Origin of the sequence: Pseudomonas sp. RW407, assembly GCF_003176655.1 — a bacterium.
Lineage (GTDB): Bacteria > Pseudomonadota > Gammaproteobacteria > Pseudomonadales > Pseudomonadaceae > Pseudomonas > Pseudomonas delhiensis.
In genome coordinates, this window is record NZ_QGSL01000107.1 from 1,655,435 (window position 1) to 1,667,465 (window position 12,031).

Annotated in this window: 8 protein-coding genes and 1 pseudogene; 1 reads left to right on the forward strand and 8 read right to left on the reverse strand. The window is 69.2% G+C overall.

Features of this window, described 5'->3' with window-relative positions:
* Together mhpB and DK254_RS31645 are read right to left on the reverse strand one after the other, a co-directional pair.
* Nucleotides 1-351: pseudogene (mhpB, locus tag DK254_RS31640) on the reverse strand (3-carboxyethylcatechol 2,3-dioxygenase); the annotation flags it as partial.
* A 1-nt stretch (nt 352) separates the two neighbouring features.
* A complete protein-coding gene (locus tag DK254_RS31645; RefSeq protein WP_109937003.1) occupies nt 353-2,017 on the reverse strand; it encodes a bifunctional 3-(3-hydroxy-phenyl)propionate/3-hydroxycinnamic acid hydroxylase in 1,665 nt (554 codons plus the stop codon).
* 385 nt (nt 2,018-2,402) lie between these two features.
* Between DK254_RS31645 and DK254_RS31655 the strand changes: the two genes are divergently transcribed.
* Complete coding sequence (locus DK254_RS31655; RefSeq protein ID WP_109937005.1) at nt 2,403-3,206, forward strand: DNA-binding transcriptional regulator; 804 nt, start codon at nt 2,403-2,405, stop codon at nt 3,204-3,206.
* A gap of 358 nt (nt 3,207-3,564) precedes the next feature.
* Here the strand turns inward: DK254_RS31655 and DK254_RS31660 are convergent, their stop codons facing one another.
* From DK254_RS31660 to DK254_RS31685, 6 genes are all read right to left on the reverse strand, one after another.
* On the reverse strand, nt 3,565-4,695 hold the full coding sequence (locus tag DK254_RS31660) for an MFS transporter (protein ID WP_109937006.1): 1,131 nt from the start codon (nt 4,693-4,695) through the stop codon (nt 3,565-3,567).
* Between the two features lie 75 nt (nt 4,696-4,770).
* The gene (locus tag DK254_RS31665; protein WP_109937007.1) at nt 4,771-6,327 is read right to left on the reverse strand and encodes an amino acid ABC transporter permease/ATP-binding protein; all 1,557 of its coding nucleotides are present in this window, start codon (nt 6,325-6,327) and stop codon (nt 4,771-4,773) included.
* 58 nt (nt 6,328-6,385) lie between these two features.
* Entirely contained in the window at nt 6,386-7,189 is an 804-nt protein-coding gene (locus DK254_RS31670; protein WP_109937008.1) for an ABC transporter substrate-binding protein, read from the reverse strand.
* Between the two features lie 34 nt (nt 7,190-7,223).
* On the reverse strand, nt 7,224-8,267 hold the full coding sequence (locus DK254_RS31675) for an isopenicillin N synthase family oxygenase (protein ID WP_109937009.1): 1,044 nt from the start codon (nt 8,265-8,267) through the stop codon (nt 7,224-7,226).
* A 15-nt stretch (nt 8,268-8,282) separates the two neighbouring features.
* A complete protein-coding gene (locus DK254_RS31680; RefSeq protein ID WP_109937010.1) occupies nt 8,283-9,125 on the reverse strand; it encodes a sugar phosphate isomerase/epimerase in 843 nt (280 codons plus the stop codon).
* 437 nt (nt 9,126-9,562) lie between these two features.
* Entirely contained in the window at nt 9,563-11,944 is a 2,382-nt protein-coding gene (locus tag DK254_RS31685; RefSeq protein ID WP_218281471.1) for a TonB-dependent receptor, read from the reverse strand.
* Nucleotides 11,945-12,031: the final 87 nt, after the last annotated feature.

The following is a 12,031-nucleotide window of genomic DNA, read 5'->3' on the forward strand; positions in this document are numbered from 1 at the left end:
GAAGCCGTGGTCGACCTGCATGCGGTAGGACACCGCGGCATCCACCCCCGCCTCCAGTACCGCTGCGGCGCAGGCCTCGGCGGTTGCGCTGGGCACGTCCAGCGGCCCGGCCAGGCTGTGGAAGTCGCCGATGGCGTGGGCGGCCATGCCGATGCAGAAGGACGGCATCACGTCGTAGAAGAAGCCGTTGTAGTGGTCCGGGGCGAACAGGAACACCAGTTGCGGGTCGAAGGCGGCGATGCGCGCGCGGGCGGCGGCGACCACCTCGTCCACCTCGGCCAGCACCTCGGCGGCCGGGTCGACGTAGCCCACCAGCGGAGTGTGCGACAGGCAGTGCAGGTAGGCGCTCATCTCAGGCCACCCTGGACGCCAGCGGCGCCTGCTGCCGGGCCTGGGGGATGGCGGCCAGCGCGCGCAGCAGCTGGTCGCCGACCTGGCCGAGGGTCTGCGGGATGGCCACCCCGGCGACGAAGCGGTCCGGGCGCAGCAGCACGATGGAAGCCGGGTAGCGGCCGAACCACTCCTTCAGGCGGCCACTGCTGTCGCCGACGCGGATGACGCCTTCGGGCACCTTGCACCCGGCCTTGAGCTGCACCTCCGGCAGTACCTGGATGAAGCGCGTGCCCAGCGCGCGCCAGGCCTCGACCTGGGCGCTGGAGAGCCCCCAGAGCGGGTCGCTGCCCCAGGCGATGATGGCGAAGTTGCTGCCGATCACATCGTCCAGCAGCACAGTGTCGCCGGCCTCGGTACGCACCTTCGGCTGGATGAACATGCGCCCCACCGGCGAGGCCTTGCCGCCCTGCTCCGCCACCAGCGCGCCCTTGGCGTACCGCGGCATCGGCTTGAAGCGCATCTCCAGGAAGTAGCGCTTCACCGGCGGCAGGTAGTTGAGCAGCCAGGAGATGCCGTCACGCAGCGCACCCTGCCAGCGCCTGGGCGGCGCCAGCACGTGGCCGGCCAGCACCGAGAGATCGATCATCGCCTTGGCGTGGTCGCGGCGCTCCTGTTCGTAGGTGTCCAGCAGCGCCTCGCCGGCCAGGCCCTTGACCACCAGGGCCAGCTTCCAGGCCAGGTTGCTGGCGTCGCGCATGCCGCTGTTGTAACCCTGGCCCTGCCACACCGGCATGATGTGCGCGGCGTCGCCGGCGAGCAGCACGCGCTTGACGCGGAACTGCCCGGCCAGGCGCGCATTGTGGGTGTAGACGCGCTTGCGGATCAGCTCGACGCGGTCCGGGTCGGGCAGCACCTTGGCCAGCAGCTGGCGCAGGTTTTCCGGCTTGCCCAGTTCCGCCTCAGTCTCGCCGGGCATCACCATGAACTCGAAGCGGCGCACGCCGTGGGGCAGCGCGGCGGAAACGTAGGGCCGTACCGGGTCGCAGCAGAGGTAGACGTTGGGGGTGCCCAGTGGGTCGTTGGCGACGTCGATGACGATCCACTGGTTGGGCGCGGTCTTGCCTTCGAAGGATACGCCCAGGGTGCGCCGCACCAGGCTGTTGCCGCCGTCGCAGGCCACCAGGTAGCGGGCACGCACGGTTTCCATGCGGCCCTCCGGGGCGTTCAGGCGCAGGCTGACGCCCTCCTCGTCCTGCTGGAACTCCACCAGGTCGTGGGAGAACAGCGTCTTCACGTTGGCGAAGCGCGCCAGGCCACGGTGGAGCACGGCGTCCACCTGCGGCTGGATGAAGGCGTTGCGCCGCGACCAGCCGAACTCGTCGGTCATCGGCTGGATGTCGGCGAAGCAGCGGCCCCCGGGGGTCAGGAAGCGCATCGCGTGCCAGGGCGTGGTGTGCGGCAGCACCTCGTCGACCAGGCCGATGGCCTGCACGGTGCGCAGCGACTCGTCGTCGATGCCGATGGCGCGCGGGTAGTCGATCAGCTGGTCGAGCTTCTCGAGCTGCAGCACCTGCACCCCGACCTGGCCGAGGTAGTTGGCGATGGCCAGGCCCACGGGGCCGGCGCCGAGCACCACCACGTCGGCGGTGTAGTCGGGGCTGTGAACGGGACTATTGGTGGTCATTGTCGTGTCCTCGGCACTGCCCGGCGACCGGCCCCGGAAGAATCTCGGGCAAGCCGGGGCCGTCCCCGCGCACGGGGCGCAAGGTGGTCGCTGGGGGCTGTTCGGGTGGTTAGGTTCTAGCGGATGCTCGCCACGCTTCTGGACGAAGACGCGGGGGCGGACGGGAAGGACGCCACCGGCGGGAGGCTCGGCGAGGTCCGGAAGGCGGCCGTCAGGCGCGGCCGCTCGGAAGCGGATGCAGGCAGGTACGCATGGCTCATGGCTCTATCCCCTGGAAGGGCGTTTATCGTTGTTGCGGCGAGTATAGGAACGGCCAATTCTGTCCTACAATGAAAAACAGCCTCCCTGTGCACCTGGTGCACATCATTGTTTTAAAAGAATTTTAATGAATAAAGACCGGGATTCGGACTACAAGACGGTGCGCGGCCTGAGCCGCGGCCTGGCCCTGCTCAATGCCCTGAACCGCCTCGACGGCGGCGCCAGCCCGACGCGCCTGGCCGAACTCACCGGCCTGCACCGCACCACCGTGCGGCGCCTGCTGGAAACCCTGCAGGACGAGGGCTACGTGCGCCGCAGCGAGTCCGACGACAGCTTCCGCCTGAGCATGAAGGTGCGCGAGCTGAGCGAGGGCTTCCGCGACGAGCAGTGGATCTCCGCCCTCGCCGCACCGCTGCTGGCGGACCTGCTGCAGGAGGTGGTGTGGCCGACCGACATCTGCACCCTGGACGTGGACGCCATGGTGGTGCGCGAGACCACCCACCGCTTCAGCCGCCTGTCCTTCCACCGCTCCATGGTCGGCCGCCGCCTGCCGCTGCTGCAGACCGCCACCGGCCTGGCCTACCTGGCCTTCTGCGAAGACGCCGAGCGCGAGCAGATCCTCGCCCTGCTGGCCCGCCGCGAAGAGCCTGAATACCGCCTGGCGCGCGATCCGCTGGCGCTGGACAACCTGCTGCGCAAGGTCCGCCACCGCGGCTATGGCGAGAACTTCATGGCCTGGAACCAGGAGGAGAAGATCGCCTCCATCGCCATTCCGCTGCATGCCGGCGAACGCCTGATCGGCTGCCTGAACCTGGTCTACGTGGCCAAGGCGATGAGCATCGAGCAGGCGGCCGAGCGGTATCTGCCGGCATTGCGACGCACGGCGGCGAGGATCAGCGAGCGGATGCTGGAGGGCGATGCGTTGGCTTAAGAGCGGGGTTGCTCGCGGACCTCTGTCCAGTTGGTGTGGTGCGGAACCGCGAAGCTCCCGGGCTCCCCGTAGGGTTCACCGGCCACGCCGGACGCCCCGATGGCACGGTCAACGGCGGATAACCGCGAACGGTTATGCGCCCTACGAGTTTGCCGGCTGACGCTGCGTTATCCGTGCACGCCGAACGACTCCCTCTCCCTTCAGGGAGAGGGCTGGGGAGAGGGGGCGGACGTCGCTCTGACACCTCTGCCAAACCCTGACTCCGCTCCCCCTCCCTAACCCTCCCCCGCAAGCGGGAGAGGGAACCGTTCGGCGTGATGCGAAACCGCCAAGCTCCCGGGCTCCCCGTAGGGACCGGTCAGCGCCGCCAGGCACACCCCAGCGCGCTCAGCGCCAGCACCGCCGCGGCCCCGGCGTAGGCCCAGAACGCCGGCACCACCGGCAGCAGCACGCCGGCCAGCATGGGCCCCAGGCCCGCGCCTATGTCGCGCCAGACGGCGTTGCCGGCCAGGGCCTGGATGCGGTTCTGCGGGTTGCGCTGGGCCACCAGGGTCATCACCAGTGGCAGCTGCAGGGCGCGCAGCAGCAGGACCAGGAAGGCGCCGACGAACAGCCAGTGGCTGCCGAAGATCAGCAGCGCCACCGAGGTCGCCAGGGACAGCGTCACCAGCATGCGCAGCGCGCCGAAGTGGTCGGCCAGGCGCCCGCCGAAGGGGCTGAAGAGCATCTCGCTGAGGTAGCGCACCGCCATCAGGATGCCCGCCACCAGCACGCCGGTGCCGCCCAGGTGGCTTTCCGCGTAGAGCGACAGGCCGAAGATGAACAGGCCGTCGAGGGTCACGCCCTCGATGAAGGACCAGGTGGCGATGCTGTCCGGCAGGCGCAGGCGGCGCCCGGTCGGGGTCGGCAGGTCGTGGCCCTGGTTCGGCAGCGAGCGGGCGCGCCACAGGCCCAGCAGCGCGCTGGCGAAGAGCACGAAGAACACGCTGCGCGGCCCCCAGGCCTGGGCCATCAGCGCCGCCAGCGGCAAGGCCAGCATCGGCCCGATGGAGATGGTCGCCCGCGAGCGCCCGGCACGGCGCGCGGCGCCCTGGGCCTCGGCGGTGGCCATGGTCTGGGTGCTGAGGTTGAAGCTGGCGTAGCTCAGGCCCCACATCAGGCGCAGCACCAGCAGCGCGGCGACGCCGGAGAGCGTTGCATAACCCAGCGCGCACAGCGCCGAGGCCAGCGCCGCCAGGCTGCAGGTGGCGCGGTCGCCGCGGCGGGCGTAGAAACGCACCACCCAGCCGTAGCCGACGATGCGCACCAGGCGGTTGGCCGCCAGCAGGATGCCCGCCTGGGCCAGGCTGACGCCGAAGTCGGCGGCGTACATCGGCAGCAGCAGGTAGAGCACCACGTCGCCGGGCAGGCACAGGCCCAGGACCTGCGCGGCGCGGCGGGAAGCGTTATCGGCGCGGCGCAGGCGTGGCTGCGCCAGGTCTGATGACATGGTCCCTCCCGGACGACAAGGCAAGCGCGCACCTTACCCGATGCGCACCCGCCTGCCGAGCGGGAAGTGCCAGGCTCAGCCGGCGGCGGTCGCCTGGGGTTGGCCCTGGGCTGCGGTTGCCGGGCGCTCCAGGCCGATGAAGCGCATCACCCGCTCGCCGCATTCGCCGTTGCGGATGGCCGCCGGCGCCGCGTCCACCTGCACCTGGCCGTTCTCCATGAAGATCACCCGGTCGGAGATCGACAGGGCGAAATCCATCTCGTGGGTGACGATAACCATGGTCATGCCCTCCTTCGCCAGGTCGCGGATGACGTTGAGCACGTCGCCCACCAGCTCCGGGTCCAGCGCCGAGGTCGGTTCGTCGAACAGCATGATGTCCGGCTCCATGGCCAGCGCGCGGGCGATGGCCACGCGCTGCTGCTGGCCGCCGGAGAGCTGGTGCGGGTACTTGTGCGCGTGGGCCAGCAGGCCGACCTTGTCGAGCAGCGCCAGGGCCCGCTGCTCGCACAGCTCGCGGCCGTCCAGGCCATGGAAGCGCGGCGCCAGGGTGACGTTGTCGAGGATGGTCCGGTGCGGGAACAGGTTGAAGCCCTGGAACACCATGCCGATGTGCCGCACGCCGCGGCGCAGGCGCAGCGGGTCGGGCTGGCCGGCCTTGATGTAGGACTCGCCGAACAGCACGATCTCGCCGCCGTCGATGCCCTCCAGGCCGTTCACGGTGCGGATCAGCGAGGTCTTGCCGGAACCCGAGGGGCCGATGATCGACACCACTTCGCCGCCGGCCACCTGGAGGAACACGCCCTTGAGCACCTGGTGGCTGCCGTAGCTCTTGCGGATGTCGCGCAGGTGCAGCGCCGGCGGCGTGCCCGGCGCGGGAGGTTCGCGGCGCGCCACCGAGGGTTCCGGCAGGCTCTGGCGCAGGCTGTCGAGGCTGGCCTCGCCGAGGGTTTCCGGCTTGCGCGCGTTGAGGTCCAGGCGGTGCTCCAGGTACTGCAGCAGCCAGCCGAACAGGGTGACGATCAGCACGTAGTAGATGGCCACCGCCGAGAGGGTTTCCATCACCAGGAAGTTCTGCGCGTAGAGCTTCTGGCCGACCATCAGCAGTTCGGTGAGGGAGATCACCGAGACCAGCGAGGTCAGCTTGACCACCGTGACGTACTCGTTGATCAGTGTCGGCAGGGCGATGCGGAAGGCCTGGGGAACGACGATCAGCCGCTGGATGCCGAAGGCGCCGACGGCCAGCGCGCGGCCGGCCTCCTTCTGCCCCTTGCTCACCGAGAGCAGGCCGCCGCGGTGGATCTCGGCCATGTACGCGGCCTCGGTCAGCACCAGGGCCAGCAACCCGGAGATGAACGGGTTGGACAGCAGCGCGCCGCTGGCCGGGAACAGTTGCGGCAGGTTGTAGACGAACACCACCAGCACCAGCAGCGGCACACTGCGGAAGAACCAGATGTACAGCCCCGCCGGCACCCGCAGCCAGCGCGATTCGGAGAGCTTGGCGCTGGCCAGGAGGAAGCCCAGGAACATGCCGATCAGCCAGGCCAGGGCGCTCAGCTCGACCACAGTGACGCAGGCCTTCCAGAAATCCGGCAGGGAGAACAGCGAGAAGAAATAGGACCAGTCGAACTGCATGGGCACCTCGGCGGACGGGCCTGGCGCCAGGCCCGTCTCTCATGTTGCGTTGAAACGGTTACTCGGCCGCGGCTTCTTCCAGGGCGTACTTCTTCAGGATGGCGGCGAACTCGCCGCTGTCCTTGGTCTTCTGGAAGGCCACCTTCAGCGCGTCGTACAGTTCCTGGTTGCCCTTCTTCACGTACATGCCCAGAGTCTGCTTGTAGATCAGCTCCTTGGAGGTGACCACCACGCGGCCCTTGGAGCGCTCGGCGATCATGTGCGCGGCCCCGGAAATCTCCACCTGGGCCTGCACGTGCCTGGACAGCAGGGCCTGGGTCACTTCCGGCGCGGACGGGTACTCGCTGACGCTGATGGCGCCCTTGCCGTTGGGCTCGCAGTAGCTCTTCGACAGTTCGGCGAACTTGGCCACCCAGGTGGTGCCCTGCTCCAGGCCGACCTTCAGCCCGCAGAGGTCCTCGGGTTTCTCTGGCTTCAGCTCGCTGCCGGCCGGCACCATGATCGCCGCGCCGGTCTGCGCGTAAGGGATGGCCAAGGCCTGGGCGGTGCGCTCGGGGGTGATGTACATGCCCGAGATCACCGCGTCGAAGTGCCCGGCGTTGAGGCCGAGGATCAGCCCGGAGAACTTGGTGTTCAGGTAGCTGGGCTGCAGGTCCATGTGCCGCGCCAGGGCCGCGGCCAGCTCGGGGTCGGAACCCACCACCTTGTCGCCGTCGTAGGACTCGAACGGCGGGTAGGTGATTTCCATGCCAATCTTCAACTGGCCCGGGGTGGCGGTGACGGCGGCGGCGTTCTGCGCGCCGCCCAGCAGGGCCGCGCCGAGCACGCCGGCGGCCAGGAGAGTGCGGGTGGTCTTGTGCATCGTGATTGCTCCAGGTCGAGAGTGAACGCGCAGTTCAGGAAGGCTGCGTCTGTTTTTTCAGGTGGCCGAAGCTGGACGGCTTGCGCGCCCGCTCCGGCAGTTTCAGTTCGCCGTCGGCGACCTTGCGCCGCAGGTAGCTGTAGGTCTGCAGCGCCTGGCTCCACATGTGCTCGCCGATGGCGATGGTCTCGTAGGCCTGGCCGCCGTCGTCGAACTGCGGCAGCGGGCGGATCTGCGTGTGGTAGTCGCAGGCGTAGAACAGCGGGAAGGAGTAGCGCTCCTCGCGCACGGTGCGCACGCGGTGGGCGGTGGCGACGAAGGCGCCGTTGGTCATCACCTCCAGCATGTCGCCGATGTTCACCACGAAGGCGCCCGGCACCGGCGGCGCGTCGATCCACTGGCCGTCCTCGTTCAGCACTTCCAGGCCCGGTTCGGTGGCGTGGAGGATGGTGAAGCACTCGTAGTCGGTGTGCGCGCCTATGCCCGGGGCATCCTGGGCCTCGCCGTCGAACGGGTAGTGGATCAGCCGCAGCTTGGACGGCGGGCGGCTCACCAGCGGGTCGAAGTAGCCTTCCTCCAGGCCCAGGGCCAGGGCGAAGCCGTCGAACAGCTTGCGGCCGAGGGCGAACACCGCCTGGTAGTAGGCGCGCACCCGGGCCTCGAAACCCGGTACCTCGGGCCAGCGGTTGGGCCCCAGCAGCGGCGTGCCGGCCAGCACCAGGGGATCGTCGGCGGCCACCTCGTAGCCGACGTCGAAGGCTTCCTTGTGGTCGGGCTTGCCCTTGGAATACACCTCCTCTCCTTCAGGGACGAAGCCCTTGTGGCTTTCCGAGGCGCCGATGTAGTGGCGCATCTTGGCCGCCAGCGGCTGGGCGAAGTAGTCCCGCGCCGCCGCCTGCAGGCCCTCGATCAGCGCCGGGTCCAGGCCGTGGTTGCGGATGTACAGGAAGCCCACCTCGCGGGCCGCCTTGCCCAGCTCGGCGGCGACCGCCAGGCGGTCTTCCAGGCGCGCGCTGAACAGACCGCCGATGTCGACCACGGGGATGGAAGTGAAGGCCTTGCTTGCATGCTCCTGCATGGGTCGTGCTCCGGCTCAGGTTTCGAGGAAGGTCTGGAAATGCCGGCGTTCTTCCGTGGCCATCCAGCGGTTGAGGTCCCACAGGTCGGCGACTGGCGCAGCGGTGAAGGGAAGCCGATGCAAATACCCGTCCGGGCCGAACTCCGGGGTCAGGGTGGTCACGGCCTGGCCACGCGCCTGCTGGGCGCGCCACACCGCTTCCCAGTGGCGCTGGTGGAAGGCCAGCGCGGCGGCGTATTCCGGCGCGCCCGGGTGCGGCACCTGCGGGCCCTGGTCGTAGCCCACGCGTGCCTGGATGTGGTGCACGCGCTCGACGAAGGGGCCCAGGTCGTCGGCGGCGTCGTCCAGCAGGCGCTCGCAGACCACCACCCAGTGGCTGATGTCGCTGGTGAAACGCAGCTCGGGCAGTTGGCGGATCAGCTCCAGGGTCACCCAGGGGCTGTACAGCGAGCGGGCGCGGTGGGTTTCGAAGCAGCAGGTCAGGTCCTGGGTAGCGGCCAGTTCCAGGGCGCGGCCGAAGAAGTCCACCTGCGCCGCCAGCGGCCAGCGGTCGTTGCCGCCGAGCACGTTGACGAAGCGTGGCGCCAGCTCGGCGGCCAGGCCCAGCTTGCGCTGCAGGTCGTCGAGGTGGACCTGCGGGCTGGCGGCCTGGTCGGGCAGCACGTCGTGGGCGGTGAACAGGGTGCAGATGTAGGGCACGCCCTCCTCCACCAGCAGCCGCGCGTAGTCGGAGCGGGTGGCGGGGTCCAGGGGCAACCGTGCCTCCAGGCCGTCGAAACCGGCCTCGCGCAGTTCGGCGATGGCCTGCGGCCAGCCATGGGCGTAGCCCCACAGGGTGCGGAAGATCTCGAGTCGCATGGACGAACTCCGGGCAGGATGAGCCGCGCCGTCGGGCACGGCGAAAGTCACGGCGCGGCTCAGCGCGGCATGGCGGGAATCGGCGGAATGGCGGCGGGCGTCCGGCCGCGGCTGGGCGGGGACGAGGGGAAACGGGGGATGAGCGCAAGCATGGACACGGTGGTATTCCTCTGACAGACCGGCAGCATTGACGGGCTGGTACCCGCCGATTGTTGTTTTGCGCCGGGCGTGGCGCCGGGCGTGCTTGGGCAGTAAGGAACAGCGTGGCGCGCGGATGTTGTGAGGGCTCCGCTGCGCCGACGCCAGGGCTGGTGTGGCCTGGCGCCGGTGCAGTTGTCGCAGGTAGGCGGCGGGGGAAAAATAGCCGGCGGCAAATAATCAGTTCAGGAATTCCTGAACTATCCCGCCGCCGGGGGATGCGCGGCGGCGGGCCTTGCTCAGTAGCTGTAGGTCAGCGTCAGCATCAGGTTGCGCGGTTCGCCGTAGATACCGTAGTAGGACGAGGGCACGCGGGCGAAGTAGTGACGGTCGAAGGCATTGTTCAGCGCCAGGCTGGTGTCCAGGTGGCTGTTCACCTGGTAGCCCAGCAGCGCGTCGTAGACCGCATAGCCGCCTTGCGCCTCGGCGCCGCGGTCGGTCGGGCTGTACGCCCGCAGGCCGCCGCCGACGCGCCAGTCGGCCAGGGTGCCGCCCTGGAAGCGATAGGTGTTCCACAGCTTGAGGCTGTGCTTGGGTTCCTCGCTGTCGTAGACCTTGCCTTCGTTGTCCGGGTCGGACAGGTAGCGGTTGAGCAGGAAGGTGTAGCCGGCGTAGAGGTCCCAACCCGGCAGCGGGCTGCCGCTGATCTCGGCTTCCCAGCCGCGGCTCTCGATCTTCCCGGCGTTGACGTAGAAGCCGGCGTTGTCCGGGTCGGCCACCGCGCGGTTCTCGTCGCGCAGCAGGAAGGCCGCCAGGTTGGCGTTCAGCGCGCCGTTCAGGTAGCTGCCCTTCAGCCCAACCTCGTACTGCTTGCTCTTGCGTGGGTCCAGCAGCTTGCCGCTGGCGCTGTTCTGCGTCTGCGGGGTGAAGCCGCTGCTGTAGCTGACATAGCTGGACAGCTCCGGGGTCAGCTCGTAGATCAACCCGGCGTAGGGCGTGTACTTGTGGTTGACGCTGGGCGAGCGCACCCAGGGGCCGGACTCCGGCAGCACGTCGCTCTGCTCGGTGCCGTACCAGCTCAGCCGCGAGCCGAGCACCAGGGTCAGCGGATCGAGCAGCTTCAGCCGCGTCTGGCCGTAGACGCCGCCCTGGGTCTGGCGGGTGTCGTGGCCCGAGTCGAAGGCCAGGTCCGGCCTGGGCAGCACCGGGGCGAACACGTCCTGGTTGCCGACGTCTTCCCAGGCCGACAGCGAGCGGTCCTTGAACAGCGCGTAGTTGGCGCCCAGCAGCAACTGGTGGGTGCGGCCGAAGGCGTCGAGATCGCCGTTGAGGTTGCTGTCCAGGCTGTACCAGTCGTAGTCGTCGTGCTGGCGCTGGTTGGTGAAGTCGCCCTGGTTGGTCGCCGGGTCGACGCCGCCGCCGAGGTAGGCGTACAGCGAGCTGCTGTCCAGGCCGCGGTAGTTGAAGGTGGTCTTCGAGGTCCAGGCGTTGGCGAAGGCGTGGCTCAGCTCGGCGTGGAACTCCTTCATGTACAGGTAGCTCTGGTTCCACCTGGCGCCGTAGAACTGCGAGCGCGGCGCCTTGAGGAAGCTGCCGTCGTAGTACACCGACTGGCCGTAGTCGAAGGGCCCGATGTCGGTCTTCTGGTAGCTGGCCGACAGGCTCAGCAAGGTGTCCGGGTCCAGGTCGAGGTCGAGTGCGCCATAGACCATGCCCAGCCCGGAGTGGCCCTGGTCGTAGAAGTAGTCGCGGTCCTGGGCGGCCACCACCAGGCGGCCGCGCACGTGCTTCTGCTCGTCCAGCGGACCGGTGACGTCGATGTCGCCGTGGTAGTTGTCCCAGGTGCCGGCGCGCAGGTGGCCGGTCAGGGCGAACGCGTCGCGCGGGCGCTTGCGCAGCAGGTCGACGCTGCCGCCCGGCTCGCCGGAACCCTGCAGCAGGCCGCTGGGGCCACGCATCACCTCCACCCGGTCGTACATCGCCAGGTCGAACTGCTGCTGGTACTGCAGGCTGCTGTCCGAGGGTACGCCGTCGTACATGACCGCCGCCGGAAAGCCGCGCGACTGGAAGTAGGCGGTGCCGTCGCCGTAGTCGATGGAGGTGATGCCGGTGGTGTCGCGCAGGGCGTCGGCCACCGTGAGCATGTTCTGGTCGTCCATGCGCTTGCGGGTGACCACGCTGACCGACTGCGGGATGTCCTTCTGGCTCAGCTGGCCCTTGCCGATGGTCAGCAGCGGCGTGGTGTAGGAGTCGCGGTCCTCGGTGTCCGGGCTCAGGCTGTTGCCGGTGACGGTCGTCGAGTCCAGCGAATAGACGTCGTCGTTCACCAGCGCGTAGTGCCCGGGCGACACCTCGCTGGCCTTGAGCCCGCTGCCGGCGAGCAGTGCGGCGAAGCCCTGGTCGACCGAGTAGCGGCCGCGCAACCCGGCGCTGCGCTTGCCGGCCGTGCGCGCGGCGTCGAACGACAACACCACGCCGGACTCGGCGGCGAAGCGCGCCAGCACCTCGCCCAGCGGCCCGCCGCCCAGGGCGTACTCGTGCAGGGCCGCCTGCCCTGCCGGCGCGGCCAGCGCCGGCAGCGCGCCCAGGCTCATGCCCAGGGCCAGCGCCAGGGCGCTCAGGCCGCCGCCCAGTGCCTTGCCCCGCCCTGCCCGGGCCTGTTCGTTGATCCGCTTGTTCATCTCTGGACTCCCCCGATGGTGAGCGGCAAATGCCGCGAATTCGGGTAGGAGTCGGATGAGCGAATGAGAATCGACAATGCTCGCCGA

What these genes read in the sequence shown, in the direction of transcription:
- DK254_RS31645 (WP_109937003.1), bottom strand. Translation starts at nt 2,017, where the DNA reads ATGACCACCAATAGTCCCGTTCACAGCCCCGACTACACCGCCGACGTG.
- DK254_RS31655 (WP_109937005.1), top strand. Translation starts at nt 2,403, where the DNA reads ATGAATAAAGACCGGGATTCGGACTACAAGACGGTGCGCGGCCTGAGC.
- DK254_RS31660 (WP_109937006.1), bottom strand. Translation starts at nt 4,695, where the DNA reads ATGTCATCAGACCTGGCGCAGCCACGCCTGCGCCGCGCCGATAACGCT.
- DK254_RS31665 (WP_109937007.1), bottom strand. Translation starts at nt 6,327, where the DNA reads ATGCAGTTCGACTGGTCCTATTTCTTCTCGCTGTTCTCCCTGCCGGAT.
- DK254_RS31670 (WP_109937008.1), bottom strand. Translation starts at nt 7,189, where the DNA reads ATGCACAAGACCACCCGCACTCTCCTGGCCGCCGGCGTGCTCGGCGCG.
- DK254_RS31675 (WP_109937009.1), bottom strand. Translation starts at nt 8,267, where the DNA reads ATGCAGGAGCATGCAAGCAAGGCCTTCACTTCCATCCCCGTGGTCGAC.
- DK254_RS31680 (WP_109937010.1), bottom strand. Translation starts at nt 9,125, where the DNA reads ATGCGACTCGAGATCTTCCGCACCCTGTGGGGCTACGCCCATGGCTGG.
- DK254_RS31685 (WP_218281471.1), bottom strand. Translation starts at nt 11,944, where the DNA reads ATGAACAAGCGGATCAACGAACAGGCCCGGGCAGGGCGGGGCAAGGCA.